This is a genomic window from Gracilibacillus salitolerans, assembly GCF_009650095.1.
GTDB classification, from domain to species: Bacteria; Bacillota; Bacilli; order Bacillales; family Amphibacillaceae; genus Gracilibacillus; species Gracilibacillus salitolerans.
In genome coordinates, this window is the sequence record NZ_CP045915.1 from 4,029,313 (window position 1) to 4,047,340 (window position 18,028).

At 37.0% G+C, this 18,028-nt stretch carries 13 protein-coding genes; 2 read left to right on the forward strand and 11 right to left on the reverse strand.

Annotation, left to right across the window (positions count from 1 at the left end; translation table 11 throughout):
• Positions 1-105: 105 nt before the first annotated feature.
• The 6 genes from GI584_RS19135 to GI584_RS19160 form a co-directional block, all read right to left on the reverse strand.
• Entirely contained in the window at positions 106-1,614 is a 1,509-nt protein-coding gene (locus tag GI584_RS19135; RefSeq protein ID WP_153792237.1) for a glycoside hydrolase family 32 protein, read from the reverse strand.
• A gap of 2 nt (positions 1,615-1,616) precedes the next feature.
• A complete protein-coding gene (locus tag GI584_RS19140; protein ID WP_153792238.1) occupies positions 1,617-3,827 on the reverse strand; it encodes a glycoside hydrolase family 32 protein in 2,211 nt (736 codons plus the stop codon).
• Positions 3,828-3,840: 13 nt separating this feature from the next.
• Positions 3,841-4,683: a carbohydrate ABC transporter permease gene (locus GI584_RS19145; RefSeq protein ID WP_153792239.1), complete on the reverse strand. Its 843-nt coding sequence runs from the start codon at positions 4,681-4,683 to the stop codon at positions 3,841-3,843.
• On the reverse strand, positions 4,680-5,585 hold the full coding sequence (locus tag GI584_RS19150) for a carbohydrate ABC transporter permease (protein WP_091481101.1): 906 nt from the start codon (positions 5,583-5,585) through the stop codon (positions 4,680-4,682). The genes GI584_RS19145 and GI584_RS19150 overlap by 4 nt, the downstream gene beginning before the upstream one ends.
• A 65-nt stretch (positions 5,586-5,650) precedes the next feature.
• Positions 5,651-6,967, reverse strand: a complete 1,317-nt coding sequence (locus GI584_RS19155; RefSeq protein WP_157801821.1) for an ABC transporter substrate-binding protein — start codon at positions 6,965-6,967, stop codon at positions 5,651-5,653.
• Positions 6,968-7,120: 153 nt separating this feature from the next.
• Positions 7,121-8,086 (reverse strand): LacI family DNA-binding transcriptional regulator, encoded by a 966-nt coding sequence (locus GI584_RS19160; RefSeq protein WP_100359208.1) that lies wholly within the window; start codon positions 8,084-8,086, stop codon positions 7,121-7,123.
• Between the two features lie 680 nt (positions 8,087-8,766).
• Here GI584_RS19160 and GI584_RS19165 point away from each other — a divergent pair.
• The gene (locus tag GI584_RS19165; RefSeq protein WP_228552441.1) at positions 8,767-10,956 is read left to right on the forward strand and encodes a glycoside hydrolase family 3 protein; all 2,190 of its coding nucleotides are present in this window, start codon (positions 8,767-8,769) and stop codon (positions 10,954-10,956) included.
• 100 nt (positions 10,957-11,056) lie between these two features.
• On the opposite strand, the gene GI584_RS19170 is transcribed toward GI584_RS19165, so the two are convergent.
• Together GI584_RS19170 and GI584_RS19175 are read right to left on the reverse strand one after the other, a co-directional pair.
• The gene (locus GI584_RS19170; RefSeq protein ID WP_153792240.1) at positions 11,057-11,464 is read right to left on the reverse strand and encodes a VOC family protein; all 408 of its coding nucleotides are present in this window, start codon (positions 11,462-11,464) and stop codon (positions 11,057-11,059) included.
• 396 nt (positions 11,465-11,860) lie between these two features.
• Complete coding sequence (locus GI584_RS19175; protein WP_153792241.1) at positions 11,861-13,021, reverse strand: enolase C-terminal domain-like protein; 1,161 nt, start codon at positions 13,019-13,021, stop codon at positions 11,861-11,863.
• A 387-nt stretch (positions 13,022-13,408) separates the two neighbouring features.
• Between GI584_RS19175 and GI584_RS19180 the strand changes: the two genes are divergently transcribed.
• On the forward strand, positions 13,409-14,818 hold the full coding sequence (locus tag GI584_RS19180) for a sulfatase family protein (RefSeq protein ID WP_153792242.1): 1,410 nt from the start codon (positions 13,409-13,411) through the stop codon (positions 14,816-14,818).
• Positions 14,819-14,963: 145 nt separating this feature from the next.
• Here the strand turns inward: GI584_RS19180 and GI584_RS19185 are convergent, their stop codons facing one another.
• From GI584_RS19185 to GI584_RS19195, 3 genes are read right to left on the reverse strand one after another with little or no spacing between them, the layout of a single operon-like run.
• On the reverse strand, positions 14,964-15,593 hold the full coding sequence (locus GI584_RS19185) for a YesL family protein (protein WP_153792243.1): 630 nt from the start codon (positions 15,591-15,593) through the stop codon (positions 14,964-14,966).
• A gap of 56 nt (positions 15,594-15,649) precedes the next feature.
• Positions 15,650-17,026: a sulfatase family protein gene (locus tag GI584_RS19190; RefSeq protein WP_100359203.1), complete on the reverse strand. Its 1,377-nt coding sequence runs from the start codon at positions 17,024-17,026 to the stop codon at positions 15,650-15,652.
• A gap of 51 nt (positions 17,027-17,077) precedes the next feature.
• Complete coding sequence (locus GI584_RS19195) at positions 17,078-18,001, reverse strand: AraC family transcriptional regulator (protein WP_100359202.1); 924 nt, start codon at positions 17,999-18,001, stop codon at positions 17,078-17,080.
• Between the last annotated feature and the right edge of the window lie 27 nt (positions 18,002-18,028).

Here is an 18,028-nt window from a genome sequence, read left to right on the forward strand (position 1 = left end):
ACATTCATTCCCCTACTATAAAACGCTTTCATTTTGATTAACCCGTATTACTCAAACCTATTCATAAAGAGGAAGCTACCTTCTACTCCCTCTTTAATTTTATGGCTATCTAAGTTCCCACTTAATCAATTCATCAATATGTGTATGGCCTTCTGAATGAAGCAACACTTGCTTTCCTAATTCTTTTGAAAAGAATAACGAAGTAAATACGTGTTCTCCATCATTCACAAAAATTTCAATCGAAGAAACATCTAAAAAAATGTTTAGCTTAACTTTTTGGCTTAAATCTATAGAATGGCTTCTCGTAAAATCATTATGAATCGCCATATTTTTAATAGGGAATTGAGCATTTCGACGATCTAGGACTATTTCATTTCTAGATTTATCAAAGCTTAACAATAATTTTTCTCGGTCCCCTTTAAAAAATTCCATATTAAAATAATCACTATCATTCATACAAAATTGAATCTCCATTTTCTGACAATTTCCGTGCAATTTATCGTTCTCAAAGTAATCCTTTATACTAAAATGACTCCACTCTATCCTTTCCTCTCTATACTTGTCTATCGTATGATAAGGTTTTTGAATAAGCTTTCCATCTTTTAGCAATAGTTCTCGGGGCAGTGTCATGGAACCATTCCAACCATGGCCTAGTTCATGTAAAGGATATTCCACGTCCCACATATTCATCCAAGCAACCATCACCCGTTTTCCTTCTTCAGACAAGATAGTTTGCGGAGCGTAAAAGTCGAAACCTTGATCCAGTTCCTGTTCGTTTTCCACTATGAATTCACCTGTCTCATAATCGAACTCACCGATTAAAGCCATCGTAGAATGAATATTTTCATAGCGATAGCCGATACGCGGAATTTCTTGAGGTGAAAAAATCAATACATGTTTTCCATCTAATTCAAATAAATCTGGGCATTCCCATGCTGTTCCATACTCTGGACCTAGTGAGAGTTGATTTAAATATTCCCATGTAACGCCATCATTGGAACAATAGAATAAAACATGTCCAACATTCTCATGACTCTTTGCACCAACTATCATATAAAATCGATCATGGTGCTCCCAAACTTTTGGATCTCGAAAATCTTCCAATCTTATGTTGGAAGGAACTTGTTGGGAGGAAATGACAGGATTATGTTCATATTTTTCGTATGTTATACCATCCGCTGACTTAGCTAAACATTGAACCTGTCTAATAGGAGAAACAATTTCTTCGCTTTCTATCACCCCCTCTTTCTTTTTCAAATTTTGATCATATAAAAAATCCAGGAATGAATCATTATGCCCGGTATAATAAAGCCAATGTTCATTCCCTACTTGAAGCCCTGATCCTGAGAAAACACCATTTTTGTCATAACTTTTATCAGGTCTTAAAGCGATTTTTTCATGATCCCATTTTATTAAATCATCACTAACGGCGTGAGCCCAATGCATTGGCCCCCATACAGTATCATATGGGTAATACTGATAAAATAGATGATAGCTATTGTTAAAAAATGAAAAGCCGTTAGGATCATTCATCCAGCCATATTCCGGCATTAGATGATAATGATGTCGATAAGTCTCGTTTGTATTTTTTGTATTTATTGTATTTATTGTCATATCTAATCACTCATTTCTTTCTGTTTCCAAATAGATTGAAGTCTGAAAATTTTGATTGATTTAATTCTAATATCAGTGTTACCAACAATAGACAAGTAATCACTATTGGATGATACGGGGGAGGCTCTGCTGGATATCATTTTTTTCTGATTCAAATAACATTCCATCGCAGAATGATCAATAAAAATATGGGCTTTAAAACCTTCATCCAGTTTTAGTGATCCGCCTTGAATGTCACCCTCTTTATCCTTTCTGCTTTCCGTTCTATCCAGCCAAACCCTATCGTTTGCTTTGTCAAAAAGCAGCTTTGTTTTTTCTTGATTAGCGGGATCCTTCTTTAACTCGAGTCCAACTAGATTCTCGGTTTCTTCAAATTCAATCATGATCTCTAGCATTTTATCCTGAATATTTTTCACTTTATGATTGGCTTCTTCAATAGATTTATTGCTTTCATGGATTAACAGCTCTTCTCTTAATGAAGCTAAATTTTCTAAAGGTTGGATACGTAATTCCTGATTCTCCAAGAATAACTCAATTGGCAGGCCTGCATGATGAGCCCATCCTGCTTCATATTCTTCTTGTTCCTCTCGATCTCCTTGAAGAATGGAGAAAACAATCGTTTTATTCGTAACAGGATCCACAAATCCACTTGGACCGCTAAATTTAAATCGACCGTAATCCATTAATTCCGGCTCTATTGTATCCGGGATAAATTGGACTTTTTGCTTATCGAATTCTCCTAAATAATAATAAGTATCCACTTCATATTTCGATTCATCATCAAAGAAACTCATAAAAATAAAGGCATACTTCACTTGCCCCTGCTGATCACGTACTGGTAATAAAACAGGGAGCTCCCAATTGGTTCCGAGGTATGGATAAAGGCTACTATCTACTGAAAATAATTCCCCTTTAAAATCCCAATGCTCACAATCAGTGGATGTATATATCCAAACTGTAGGTCCCTTATCTTTCACACCGCCTCCAATGATCAAATACCATTTTTCTTCTGTTTCATCTTTCCAAACAAATGGATCTCGAAATTGTGAAGGGATTCCTTGTTGGTCGGTTTGATAGATAGCTCCTTGTGGTTCCATTTTCCAATCGACTAAATGGGGATCTTCAACATTTTCAGGACGAGCAATCGCTACACCTTGATTGTATTTTTTGTTGAAATTGGCAAAGGTATAGAAAAGATAAGGCTTGTTATTGGGCCCTATAGTTGCAGAGCCAGACCATACACCTGATGGCGACAATTCTCCCTTTTGCGGAAAGAGAGCCGTTTTTTCATTTTCCCAAAATACTAAATCATCACTCGTCCAATGCCCCCAATGTAAATGGGAAAAATAAGGACCAGATGCATTTTTCTGATAGAATAAGTGATATTTCCCTTTATAGTAAAAAGGGGCATGCGGCTCATTCATCCAATGTTGCGGAGGAATGGCATGATATTGAGGACGATGCACATCATCTAATAGTTTTTGTTCATCGAGATCGATATCCTCTAATGGCACTGATCGCTTGTCACGTATTTTGTCATATTCTTTTTGAATGTCCTTATCTGTCAGTGCATGATCATATACCTTTATAAAATCTATCAGTCCAGCAAACATGCCCCCTTTAAACACCTCACTAATCTCAAATGGGTGATTATTTAATCCGATGGATAACGCGATATCAGCTGGACGGAAATATTTTATGTTAGTACTTTCAAGCTCCTTCTTTCCATTGATATAAATCGTAACGGAGAGTTCTTCTTGGTTATATGACACCGTTAGGAAAGATTTTGTAAGCAATTCAAGTTGTCTATCGGTTCTAAATCGATAAATATTTCTTCCATCTCCTAATTCGAATTGCACTTCTCCGTGTCGAAAAATACTTAAAGCGAATCCTTGTTGACTCGACTGATTAATCTGATCGATTATGGTAGTAGGTACATCCCCGTGACATGCTTCAAAACACCGAGGTGCAAGAAAGGCAGATATAGAAAAAGACCCATTTACTTCTAAAGGTTGATCTTTGATATAAGTGGAATATCCATCAAAGTCCACTGCATATCCAGATACGGGTGATTCCACCCAATTAGGAGAACAACTTGCTTTATATTTTGCGTGATTGAATACATAATGAATGGGCAATATATTGCCGCGAATTGCTTCTTTTGTTTGATTACCTTTTCCTTCACGAAAAGGAAGATCATATATTAAACTCATAACTCACCTCTCATTATTTAATCCCAGATGAAGAATTCTGAGGAGTAATGTATTTTTGCCCCAAAATATAGATTAATAGAATCGGAATGGTGGTGACAGTTAATCCTGCCATGACTTGGTTTAAATAAGCAGGCTTCGTTTCATTCATAATATTTACCGCAACTGATAATGGATATTTACTCTCTTCTGTAAAAACCATTAGTGGCCAAACATAATCATTCCAAGCGCCGACAAAAACCAATATACCAATGGTCATAAAAATAGGTTTGGAGATTGGTACCACTATTTTGGTAAATATCTTCCAATTAGATGCCCCATCTATATAAGCAGATTCCCTTAGTTCTTTAGGGATTTTTTGAAAAAACACCATAAACAGATAAATATAAAAGGCACTTCCAATATGAGGAAGCGCTAATCCCCAAACTGTATTCGTCAGATTCCATTGATTGATAATGATAAAAATTTGAATAAATACAGATTGAAATGGAAAAATAATTAAAATAATTAAAGCGCCTGTAATAAACTTTTTAAAGGGTACATCAAATACAGCTAAAGCATACCCTGCCAACGAATTAACGAATAAGCTTCCGAATACAATAATAAAAGTGTAATAAACACTGTTAAAGAAATGGATCGAGAAATTAAATCGGCTAAACATTTCTTGGTAAGGTACTAACCAATTTTGAATATTAGTGAAGTTCGGTATAAAACTTTGCATCGAACCTATTTCTTCTGAAATTTCCACCACGGTTTTTGTACTGCTTACAAACATCCAAACAGTGGGAAATAAGAACAAAATAGCAAAGGCGATTAATACGATATATTTTAATAAACGAATGACCGTAATCCCTTTCACCCTTCTTCCTCCTTTACTAGCTTTCTTTGGACAAAGGCAATCATAATCAATATGATGGCAAAAATGACGGTGATGGCACTGGCATAACCTATTTGACGATACCTTGTTCCTTGTTCAAACATATATAAAAGAATACTTGATGTACTGCCTTGCGGTCCGCCATTTGTTATAACTAAAGGTTCAATGATGATTTTAAAAGTTCCTGTGGTCACGACAATTAGTACAAATACGACCTGACCTTTTATACTAGGAAGCGTAATATGTTTGAATTTCTGCCAAGCATTTGCCCCTTCCATAGAAGCTGCTTCATAAAGAGAAGATGGTATATCCTGAAGAGCAGCCATTAAGATTAACATCTGAAAACTGATCCCTTGCCAAAGAATAATGAAGGAAATGGTCGGGAGTGCTAAATTTGGGTCAGAGAAAAACTCTTGTTTTGCAAAGCCTAATGAAGCCAAAAATTCGTTTACAATTCCTGAATTGGGATCTAAGATGTTTTTCCACAATAAGGAAACAACGATAATAGACAAAATATACGGCGAAAAGAAAGCCGTTCGAAAAAGTGTGTTCGTTTTGGACTTTTTCGCAATCAGCGTGGCCAAAAATAAAGATAAAATAACCTGTAATGGCACAATATAAATAACGTATTTCGCTGAATTAAAGAAAGCCTTCTTAGCATATTTGTCATAAGCTATTTCCATGTAGTTATCAAAGCCAACAAAAGATATATCATTTGGTTTCAGCAAATAATAATCAGTAAAAGAATAACCAACGGCTAAAATTAGTGGATAAATAACAAAGATACTGATCAACGCAAAAGCCGGAAGCAAAAATAATATTTTTCCACTAAAAATAAAATCAAGAGTTTTATTTTGTTTTATCTTTTGCTTGATATTATGCATAACAAATACTCCTTTGATGGGATAGCAAGTGTACGATTTAGCGTACACTTGCTATTTTCTAATTCTTACTTAAACCTATCTGCCTCACGATCTACTTTTTCCTTCGCATCATTGATGAGACTTTCGAGTGATCCATTATCTAATGCAATTCCTTCCATAATGTCACCAAGTGCATCTTCCAACACTGGGAAAATAGGAGATTTTGGCTTAAGATGGTTCGTATTGACTAACTGATCTAACATAAGCTTTCTTGGGTAATCGCTATATGTTTCGGATGAATCTAGCAACTCTTTATGACCTGGAATTAATCCAGCCGCTTCTTCCATTTTGATCGCACTATCTTTGTTTGTTAAATGCGCTACTAGCTCAGCTGACAGTTCTGGATACTCTGTGTTTTGTGTTGCTGCGATATACCAGCTGCCATGCGGTGCTGATTGATGCCCATCTTTTCCATACGGGTAAGGCATGATCGACCAATTTAAATCTGGATACTCACTTTGAAATACATCTACCATCCATGGTCCTTCAAAACTAATCGCCGCTTCCTCTAATGCAAAAGCGTCTTCTCTTGTTGTGGAAGCTACAATGCCATCTCTAAATAATGTGTCTAAAAATTGTAATGCTTCCATTGTGTTGTTGCTATCTAAATATCCCTCTGTATCAAGACCATTTTCTCCGACCATTCTCGCATCATTGGAAAAGATAATAGGAGAATGGGCATACATATGCCAACCGTTATTTTCTGTAAACATATGGACAGGCTCTTGACCCATGTGATCTTTAAGCTTTCTCGCATTCTCTAAAAATTCTTCATAACTCCAAGCTAAATCCAACGTCCAATTACCATTTTCATCTGCTGGCACCTCAATGCCTGCTTCTTCAAATAAATCGACGTTATAGTAAACGGGTGATGATAAATCAAATGATTGCAAGGCGTAAATATTATCTCCTACACTACCAGCTGAAATAATGGTATCTAGGTATGAATCCAATGTTGCTTGATCTAAATATTCATTGAGCGGTAAAAGAATATCAGAATCCGTATACGAAGCAGCATATACGCTCTCTAATGCGATAATATCTGGCAGTTCTCCAGTAGTGATCGCTGCATTGAGCCGATCATTATAGCCGCTTCCTCCTCCTGTTTTGACGATATGTTCTACCGTCACGTCTACATTTTCATGAGCTTCTTCGAATTCTTTCGCTCTCACATCATAGTTTTCTCCTTCTGGTTCATCAGCAGGAACATGTACCCAAACTTCCAACTCTTTTACATCCTCTTCTGCATCACTGTTTTCCGAAGTATTATTTGATGAATTAGAACAAGCAGCTAATGCCAAGAAAATCAACGGGATCACCAGAAAACTAATTATATTTTTCATAACTTCTCCTCCTTTTATAAGGAAACGTTTCCACATTAGTAAATTTAAAAAGGGGTTAGCCCCTTTTTAATGTTATATGGAAATGTTTCCATCTTTGAAATTAGTATATATAATCCCCTTCATATTGTCAATCCGTATTTTTATATTTTTCCATTAACGCGTTGTTTCCCCTTTTACAAATTCAACCGGGTGTATTACTGGCGTTACATAAGAACCTTTTATTCTTTTGATTAATAATTCCACCAAACTTCTTCCCATTACTTCTACTGGTTGTCTAATCGATGAAAGTTTTGATTTTAACACTTCATAAACTTTAATGCCATCATACCCTATAATAGACAGCTCTTCGGGAACTTTAATATTTTGTTCCTTTGCCAGTTCAAAAAGCTCCAATGCCATAAGATCATTTTCAGCAAAAACCCCATCTACGTTTTTATATTGAGATAGAAATCGCTTTAAAAATGCTGTTTGGTCTTTTATCGGGTCTTCTTCTGTATAAATAATATAATCCATCCCATCTTCTTTTGCTGCATCTTCAAACCCTTTTTGCCGTTTCTCAACCTCTGTTAGTACGCTGTTTGAATAAGATCCAATATAAGCAAGATGCTGACACCCCGTGTCCTTTAATACTTGAAAAGCGATTTTTCCTCCACCGTAATTGTCACTGGATACATAAGGAATTGTACCAATATGGCGATCTACCAACACAATCGGCATAGAATTATGAATTTCACTTTCAATTTCGTTATAAGAAATCCCGATAATACCAGAAACTTTGTTCTGTTTAAGCATACTGATGTAACTCAACTCTTTTTGAATGTTGCCGGTAGAATTACATAAAAGCATTTTGTAACCGTTTTTATCTAGTGCATCTTCAATATAATAAGCAAGTTCCGAGAAAAAGGCATGATGAATGGACGGTAAAAATAGCGCCACAATTTTACTATCTTGCGTCACAAATGCTCTAGCCGTTTCATTGGGAACATATCCTAATTTATTAATAGCATCTTGGACTTTTATTTTTGTACTTTCACTCACATATCCAGATTTATTAATAACTCGCGAAGCCGTGCTAATCCCTACACCAGCTAGCTTCGCAACATCTTTTATCGTTGCCATAGTATCACCTCAAATAAAAGCATACCATAAATGAAAACGTTTCTCTATTTTTAGAAAAGTTATGTTTCCATCACCAATTTTTTTGTTCATGGTTCTTTCTATTCCGAGCTATGGTGAAAAAGGCGACATTTTTAACCAATACGCAAATAGTGAGATGAGGGGGAATTAGAAGGTTTTTCTGATTCTTTTCCTATATTGTATGCAGGTTGCCTTTCTGGCCATTTTCGCTTTACTAGCAATCTAAAAAAGAAGCTGCGTAAAAAGTTTCTAGCTTGCTTACGCTTCCCCCTCACATTAAAATAATCTAGAAAATCTTTAAATTGTGCTAGTACTTCTTGGTTCCTCCAACATAAAGCTATTATACAATAAGAAAAGGTAAGCGGTTACAATATTAGTGCCGCTTTATGATAATCCACACAAAGGAGTGATTCATGAAAGTAAATTAGTACACACCTTAGGAACCACTAATCACACGCTTCACAGTTAACTATCCAATTTCAAGGAGGAAAACTATGCTAAAAGGATGGAAAAAGGCAATTGGGGTTGCATCGATCACCGCATTAGTGCTAGGGATGCCTGGTCCTGTTTTCGGTGCAAGTGACAGTAACAATGGTAAAGGTGTCGGCCAAGGTTTATCAAAAGACAACGGTCGCAAATGGTCGGTTACCGAATCAGATGATATGATCTATATCTCCAACAGAGATGGAGCCACTTTAGGCTATTCAGCCAATTCTGGTGTGGAACATATTATCCGTGCAGGGTACGCATTTAAAGATCTAAACCAAAATAACCAATTAGACGACTATGAAGATTGGCGGCTCCCTGTTGAAGAACGTGCAGAGGATTTAGCATCGAAAATGTCAAAAGAACAAATAGCTGGTTTAATGCTATACAGTTCCCACCAGAGCATTAACTCCTCAGAACTCACGGAAGCGCAGACAAGCTATATCGTGAACGACAACCTACGTCATGTACTAATCACAAGTGTAAAAAGTCCCGAAACAGCTGCACAATGGACTAATAACGCACAAGCATTGGCAGAAGGATTAGGTCTAGGTATCCCTTTAAACAATAGTTCGGACCCACGACACGGATCAGATGCAAGTGCAGAGTATAATGCTGGAGCTGGCGGTGACATCTCCATGTGGCCGGAGTCAATTGGATTAGCAGCAAGTTTTGACCCTGAACTTGTTGAAAAATTTGGTGATATTGCATCCGAAGAATACCGCGCACTCGGTATTTCAACTGCTCTTTCACCTCAAATTGATATTGCTACAGATCCACGTTGGTACCGATTCCCTGGTACTTTTGGTGAAGATCCGAAGCTATCAGCTGACTTAGCCCGCGCCTATGCAGACGGATTTCAAACATCAAAAGACGAGGACGAAATTGAAAATGCATGGGGCTACAACAGTGTTAACACAATGGCGAAACACTGGCCAGGTGGTGGATCCGGTGAAGGTGGGCGTGACGCACATTATCCATTCGGAAAATATGCCGTCTATCCAGGAAATAATTTTGATGAACACCTTGTACCTTTTTTAGATGGGGCCTTTGATTTACAAGGCGGAACAGATTCCGTTGCCGCAATTATGCCTTATTATACGATTTCTTGGGATCAGGATCCGAAATATGGAGAAAATGTAGGAAATGCTTATAGTAAATACATGATCGATGACCTGCTTCGTCAAAAATACAGCTTTGATGGCGTCGTAACTACCGACTGGGGTATTACAGGTGATATTGGATATGAAATCGAGGATATGGAGAACTTCGGCTATGGCAGCTCTTGGGGTGTAGAACACCTTTCTGTACCTGAACGATTCTATAAAGTGATCATGAATGGAGTCGACCAATTTGGTGGTGTAGATGAATCAGATGATATTCTTAAAGCTTATGAGCTTGGCGTGGAGGAACATGGTGAAGAGTTAATGCGCGCCCGCTTTGAAGAGTCTGCAGTCCGTTTATTAAAAAATGTGTTCCAAGTAGGATTATTTGAAAACCCTTACCTTGATGTTGCAGAAACAAGTGAGGTTGTCGGTAATCCGGAATTCATGCAAGCAGGTTTTGATGCACAACTTCAATCGATTGTCATGCTAAAAAATAAAGAAAATGTTCTACCACTTCAGGCTGAAGGCAGTGATCAGTTAACTGCATATGTGCCAGAACGCTGGTATCCTCCAGTTAAATCACGTTTCGGTGGCGGCGTTACTCCTGGTTACTATGAAGTACCGTTTAATATGGAGGTTGTGGAACAATATTTCAATGTGACAACTAATCCGGATGAAGCGGACTTCGCACTTGTCGGCATCATGAGTCCTGACGGCGGTTTGGGTTATTCTGTAGAAGACCGTAAAGAAGGTGGAAATGGTTATTTACCGATCAGTTTACAATACAGTGAATACACAGCAGATTACGCACGGGCAGAAAGTGTTGCCGGCGGTCACCCAACTGAAGACTTTACGAATCGAACGTATAAAGACAAAACAGTGACTGCAGCAAACACACAAGACCTTGATCTTGTTCTAGAAACAAAAGCACAAATGGATGACAAACCAGTGATTGTCTCCGTTCAGACAAACAATCCATTCGTTATTGGTGAATTTGAAGATCACGCAGATGCCATATTAACTAATTTTGGTGTACAAGATCAGGCCCTGCTTGAAATTGTTTCAGGTAATGTAGAACCATCTGGTCTCTTACCATTCCAAATGCCGGCTGACATGAAAACAGTGGAAGAGCAATTTGAAGATGTGCCACATGACATGGAAGTACATGTAGATTCAGAAGGAAATGTTTATGACTTTACATTCGGTTTGAACTGGGATGGCGTGATTAATGATGAACGTGTAGAGAAATATAGTCAATAATAATAGAAAAGCCACTTATGATTACCGTTATGAGTGGCTTTTTATTCTAAAAACTATTACTTTACACTTTCTCTTCGTCATTTACTTTCGAAGGATACGCCTATTTATTTAATTGCGGAGAGTCTGGATGTAGTTGCATAAATTCGATTCGGTTACCATCTGGGTCTTTTATCCAACATTGATGGTTTAAATCTAATCCTTGCTGTGGTTCCACATCTAACGTTAGCCCTTTTTCTTTTAAATGGCCTGCAATTTCATTTATATCGTCTACTTCTAAACACAAATGATTATAACCAATAGTCTCACCATCTATGCTATTACTTTTCTTTCCACCATAAAATAATTCAATAAATTGCCCTTCACACACTTTTAGATAGATAATCCATGGCTCGTTATCTTGATTATGTAATTCAAATAACTTTTCAAAACCTAAATGATCACAATAAAACTCTAACGACCTCTCCATATTTTTAACGGTAAATGCTGTGTGACCTATTCTTTTAATCATCGTTTCTCCTCCTCGTCTCTTTTAGTGATCAATATTATGGTAGCGTTTTCAGTAAAGCTTATCATATCCCTACCATTACTTTCAACTTTTTACAACGGTTGCTACAGAGTATTATGACAATATGAAAACGAAGACAACAATTCAAATATTTCTTGAATCACATTTTTTATTCCTTTCTCATACAAATAGGCCCAATTCAGATTAATTGCTGGAATCGGGCTTTATCATAGTAAATTATTCACAATAAATATCTTTATTTGAAAGGCCCTTCGATGTAAATTAATTTTCGTATTGGGATATCCCGGAAGTTTGGCGACAATTGTGACGATGACTTCTTTCCTGTCTAAGTATTTAAATTTTCAACGCTTGACCACTCTGGTATGATTTACAATTTCTTCAGATCCTTTGTTTATGATTCCATTCAACATGCCAACCATTATTATTTAATAGATTAGTATAATAATCATCGTCTAAATTCAACCCAAATCCTGGTGAATTAGGTACAGAAACTTCTCCTTCTTTAATAACATAAGCAGAGTCATCAATACCTTGAATATCCATTCCATCCCACTCAACAAACAAAAAGCCGTTAATATTTGGCGCTAAATGCATGAGTGCAAAATTACCATAGGATCCCCCATAATTATGTGGTGCTGTGTGCACATTAGCCTTATCTAATTCTTCACCAAGTTCCAACCATTTATGGAATCCATACTGACGAATATCGTATTGAATGGCATCAAGCAGACCATCTTTAGCCCATCGAACAATATTAACATCTGCGTTTCCTTCCCCATCAACAACCATAATATTCAGGTTTTGTTTTTCCAACCATGATTTTAACTCTGATAAATATTCTGGGTCTTCATGAAACGGTTCCTCAATCCAAGTTAAATTGGCATCAGCAGTTTCTGTAAGTACTTCTTTTGTTAAGTTAAGATTGTATCCATTATTTGCATCAATCATAATCTTTGAATCAGGTCCTAATACTTCCCTAACCCCACGAATAATTGCAATATCTCGTTTTTTCCCTTTTTCCAGCTGCATATGCATGGCACCTCTGCCAACCTTAATTTTAAAGTGACGATGCCCCTTTTTGACTCCTTCTAAAGCCTCCATCTGGATTAACTCGACGGCATCTTCATCACTTTCCAAATGTAGATCATCAAAATAGAGGGAAGTATCATAACAAGGAACAGAGTATTCATCAACACTTGAGTCTAAAAATAATTGATATACAGGTTTTTTTGTATATTTTCCTAACCAATCCAATAAAGGAAATTCTATAGCATAATAACTTGGTTTTACTTTCCCCTCTGTTGTAAAAAGATCGCTCACTGTCAATCCAACTAACTGCTTTGCGTTCTCTTTTGAAATACGAGACCAGCCGAAACCAGTAACACCCTCTATGGTTATTCTAACTATATCCATAGGGACTTCTTTTCCGTGAACACCTAACCTAGCATTGCCTCCCGCTGGTCTTGACCTTACTCCCTTAAGTAGCGCCCATTCTATTCTTTCTACTTTTCCATCTCTTTTAAGCCTAGACATTACCATGCACATTCTCCCTTTCATAAATAACTAAAATTATTTATTACCAGTAAAAGATATCCCCTTATCCTCTCCTTTAACGTCCCCTAACCCTATGATACAATAACTCTTTTAATGCCCAAAAGATTAGGATTAGATGCTGTATCCTTGCAACTTCCTGCATTTGTTTGCAACTCTGGCTTTTTATTAGCAACTTTCCGCATTTATAATTTCTAATTCGAGACAGTGAACGGATAGATACCCTTCCCAATGGCCTAATTGACCATAAATATGGCTTAATCAGTGTCGATAAAGTATTCGTATGTATTTAAAATGAATATATACGCAAACAACGCATATTAACGGATACAAATAGCTAATTCTGGTTTAGTCTGATAAAGGAGGCTTTCACATTTGAAAACCATAATGATTTCACTTGATTCTCTCCGAGCTAAAAGATTAGGCTGCTACGGATATTCTAAACCAACAAGCCCTTATATGGACCATATAGCCTCAGAGGGGGTTCTTTTTGAAAATGCATTTGCATCTGACATACCAACTGAGGCAGCTCACACCTCCATCTTCACCGGAAAAGTAGGGCTTCGGACGGGAATTGTTTCTCACGGCTCACAATTAAACAACCTTTCCAAATCAACAGCGTGGCTCCCCACCATGTTACGTCAAGCAGGATTTACCACTGGAGCGGTAGATAACTTATACCAATTAAAAGAATGGTTTGCCAGAGGCTTTCGTTACTATATTAATAGTGTCGGTAATAAAAGATGGATAGACGGGGAAACAATAAACGAATTAACGAAACCATGGCTCAGAGAGCACAAAGACGAGGACTTTTTCTTATTCCTTCATTACTGGGATCCCCATACACCTTACCTGCCTCCAAAAAAATATGTGGCTGACTTTTATGACTTAAACAAAGATCCATATGACAAGCAAAATAACAGTATGAAACCAGCATATAATCATTTAGCCTATCCTTTTTTTAAACATCACCATTTTGATTTATTAGGTCCTGTCACAGATGCCGAATACATTAATGCATTATACGACGCGGAAGTACGGTATTTAGATGATAAATTGAAAGAATTAGATAATTATCTAGAAGAATTAGGAATCAAAGAGGATACGCTGCTCATTATTTTTGGCGATCATGGAGAAAGTTTAACAGAACATGATATCTATTGGGATCATTGCGGTCTCTATGACACAACCGTTCAAGTACCATTGATAATGAGATGGCCTAATCAGCTTCCATCAGGAAAACGAGTGCAAGGAATCGTCCAACAAGTAGATCTTATGCCTACTATATTCGAAGCAATTAATAAAAGGGACGAAGCGAATATTCAACCTCTATCTCTTCCAGAAGATATTGATGGCAAAAGTCTATGGCCATCTATTTTTGGAGAAGAAGAAGGGACCCAATCTACCATTTATTTAAGTGAGTGTGCATGGCAAGCAGCACGGGGCGTACGTACGGAGCGATACAAATTTATTCGAACAAGGGACAGTGGTCCTTTCACTCGCCCACCAAGAGAACTGTATGATTTGTACACAGATCCAGAAGAAACGGTTAATCTTGCTCACTCACAACGTCAAATCGCAAAACAATTAGAGCATGAACTAGATACATGGATAGAGCGTATTTTACAAGGCAAAGAAGATCCTATGGAAAGACAAATCACTCAAGACGGACTTCCATTCCGTAGAAGAATTGAAAATATTCTAAGCAATGTTGGGCTTACTTGGGAAGAATGGCTAGAGAACCATTCTTCTGAAAGATTAGAAAAACTTTTAAACAAAAATTAAAAAAGACAGTTTCAGTGTTGATTTCTTTTTAAAAATGTTATATGTAATTATCTAAAGACCGCATCGTTACTATTTTCTAACTAAAAGTGTTATTAGCGACATTCTAATAACACTTTTTATCGCCTCTTCTTTATCGAAACTGTTATTAGGAACTCTCGAGTTTTACTGCTTTGCTTTTTATGAGCTTCGTAAAGGATAGATAAACCGAACACATAACTAAAAACGCAAACAAGCTTGGACCTAAAATCACAGCTAATCCAAGAAAATTCCTTAACGAAAAATAAAGAATAACGCTTCCCGCCATCATCATAATAGTGGAAAGCGGAGAAACAATCATGGTTAGAAATGAGGTTTTTAACACTTTAAAGACCGGAATCTCATAGTGTACAAAAACCGGGAAAACGTATAAAAGAGTTAAGATATACATCAAGGTAATAGTCGCTACAACGTATGAAATAATCGTTATCCAAACACTATCACTAGCATATTGAAGCAACTGAAAATCAATATATAACGTATAACCAATTACCAAAAGAAGCAGACCTAACCTATTGCTCTTTAGGAAATCCTTTTTATAATATCTCCAAAAGCTTCTAAAAATCGGAATATCTGTCTCCCCCATGATCCATTTACGAAATATTGCAAACATGGCAACAGTTGCAGGAAAAAGCCCAAACATAACCAAACCAACGAGAGAAAAACAAATCCATAAAAAATTCACGTACAAGAACTTCAACATCCATTCTGGTATTTTTAAAATTCCAAAAGCCCCCATGATTTCCCTCCTTTCTTCTATCAAATGGGAGGAGGACCTACCCACTCGGCAGGTCCTTATTTGGCTTGGATTTTTCTAGCATTCGAAATCGAGCCAAGATATAACTTATCATAGGCTTCTTGAGAAGATTTCAACGGTCCTTCTTTTAATCCGTGATAATGAATATTCGTGTACATTGGATTTATTCTTCCTGTCTCCGCTTCACGCTTCGCAATATAATCTTCCATTCGTTGCTGTAATAGATTCACTACCTCAGGCTCCTGGCTTGCTACATTGTGATTTTCCTCAGGATCCTTCACTAAGTTATATAATTCTATCTCTGGTTTAAAATGAAAATCCGGTTCTAATGCTTGAATCAGCTTCCATTCGGAGGTACGCCACCCATGCTTCCTCATCCAAGTACATTCTGTTATATAAAACTCTGATACAGAAGCCAATTTCTCACCCTTCAAAGGACGAACTATACTCTGTCCATTAAATGCTATATCTGTTTCGATTCCTAATAATTCTAAAATGGTCGGTGTCACATCTTGTATCACCGTAGTATCTGTAATGCGTTTACCCTCAGGCAATTCTCCTGGAAATTTTAGAATGAGTGGTACAACTAAACAATTGTCATACATACCATGATGGTCAAAATAGCATTCATGCTCATATAAGGTTTCCCCATGATCAGAGGTCAAAACAATTAACGTTTCCTCTTCGATTCCAAGCTCTTCAACGGTTGCAAATATATTTTGAATACATGCATCCATATACGCTATAGCACCTTCATATTGCGCACAGACATAGCGCTGATCGGTAACTCCTTCAGGAATCCATGACTTAAAAAAGTCTGCATGTGGTTTGAAATGATACACTGATTCCATTGATTTGTTTGCTGGATCTTTTTCATCTCCATCATAGAAAATTCGTTCAAATGGTTTTGGTGGGAGATATGGAGAATGCGGATCCATATGTCTTAAAAATAGAAAGAAAGGTTTGTCTGCTTCATTCAATCGCTTCAACTCAGGAATGGCAACCTCGTTCAAATTATCTGCTTTTGGACACTTTCCTGTTTCATCTGGTTGCCATGCTTCGTAATCTAAGTATTTTTGGAATCCTCTTGAAGAAGGGTTATTAGAAAAACCCACACAAGTCGTATTATAATCATGCTCAGCTAATATTTCTGGCAATGTTTTGAGATGATTTCCTAAGCCACCTTGATGCCGTAGTGCTACCACATCTGTCCCAAAACAGTCCATACCTGTCAGCATGGATGCATAAGCTGGTGTAGTCGGGATACTTGGACTAAAATGATTTTCAAATAACACTCCTTGACTTGCGATTTTATCCATATGAGGAGTAGTTAATCGGTGATACCCGTAACTACTCATATAATCGCGTCTTAAGCTATCGATACCAAAAACAATAACATTTGGTTGTTTCTTCATGGAAATCCTCCCTATAAAAGTTTCGTTTATTTACGTGCGTGAACAACCTCTTTAACAACCAGAAACTTCACTCTCCAAAGTCTCTACATTACTTTCTTCACGATATTTCCCTGGTGAGCAACCGACCTTTCGAGTAAATAATCGTGTAAAAAATGCTGGATCATCATAGCCTACATCCATGGCAATGGTTATCACCTTTTCGTTTGTCTCAGTTAATAATTTCATTGCCCTCGTGATCCGTATGTGATGGATAAACTCAATCACGGTTTTTCCTGTCTCTGCCTTAAAAATCCTATTCAAATGACGTGTGCTAATACTGAATAATTCTGCTAAATTAGCTATCGTTATCTTCTGGTCATAGTGTCTTTCCAAATAACCGCAAATCCGTTGAATAAACATTTTTCTTTCATGTGCTTTGACATTTAATTGTTCCGTCGTAACGTTACGCCTCACATAAATTCTAGATAATAAGATGAGCAGTTGAACTAGTTGTAAACGAATCAACGGGGAATAACCATTCCGCTTACTTTCAAATTCATCTGAAAGCTCCTCTAATTTATCAAGCATATCTTCTGCTTCTTGTCCTCTTAATTTTAAGCAACGGTGAAATCGCTCGCATTTCTCTAAAAATGGGTGAACATAGAAATAGTCCATAGATTCAGAGATCCCCAATCCACGAAGCCACGCTTCATCAAATAAACTTGGCATAAACAGACAATTAACGATTCCCAATTCATTACCTGGATTTACTTTATACGTGTGGACTTCTCCAGGATTAATGATAAAAACATCGCCTTTTGACAATGGATAATGCTTTCCTTCAAAAAGGTGTTCTGCTTCCCCTTCTGTTACATAGACTAATTCAATAAAATCATGCGCATGTATGGGTGGCGTGTTATGAGCTGTATGAACTTTGTGATCAATCCAAAATGGAAATTCCTTTTCCTTCATATACAGACTGCTTTTAATTTTCACTTCACATTCCGCTCCTTTATTCCAAAT

Bases quoted from the DNA above. Each gene is read 5' to 3' on its own strand.
- GI584_RS19135 (WP_153792237.1), bottom strand. From the start codon at position 1,614: ATGACAATAAATACAATAAATACAAAAAATACAAACGAGACTTATCGA.
- GI584_RS19140 (WP_153792238.1), bottom strand. From the start codon at position 3,827: ATGAGTTTAATATATGATCTTCCTTTTCGTGAAGGAAAAGGTAATCAA.
- GI584_RS19150 (WP_091481101.1), bottom strand. From the start codon at position 5,585: ATGCATAATATCAAGCAAAAGATAAAACAAAATAAAACTCTTGATTTT.
- GI584_RS19155 (WP_157801821.1), bottom strand. From the start codon at position 6,967: ATGAAAAATATAATTAGTTTTCTGGTGATCCCGTTGATTTTCTTGGCA.
- GI584_RS19160 (WP_100359208.1), bottom strand. From the start codon at position 8,086: ATGGCAACGATAAAAGATGTTGCGAAGCTAGCTGGTGTAGGGATTAGC.
- GI584_RS19165 (WP_228552441.1), top strand. From the start codon at position 8,767: ATGATCTATATCTCCAACAGAGATGGAGCCACTTTAGGCTATTCAGCC.
- GI584_RS19170 (WP_153792240.1), bottom strand. From the start codon at position 11,464: ATGATTAAAAGAATAGGTCACACAGCATTTACCGTTAAAAATATGGAG.
- GI584_RS19175 (WP_153792241.1), bottom strand. From the start codon at position 13,021: ATGGTAATGTCTAGGCTTAAAAGAGATGGAAAAGTAGAAAGAATAGAA.
- GI584_RS19185 (WP_153792243.1), bottom strand. From the start codon at position 15,593: ATGGGGGCTTTTGGAATTTTAAAAATACCAGAATGGATGTTGAAGTTC.
- GI584_RS19190 (WP_100359203.1), bottom strand. From the start codon at position 17,026: ATGAAGAAACAACCAAATGTTATTGTTTTTGGTATCGATAGCTTAAGA.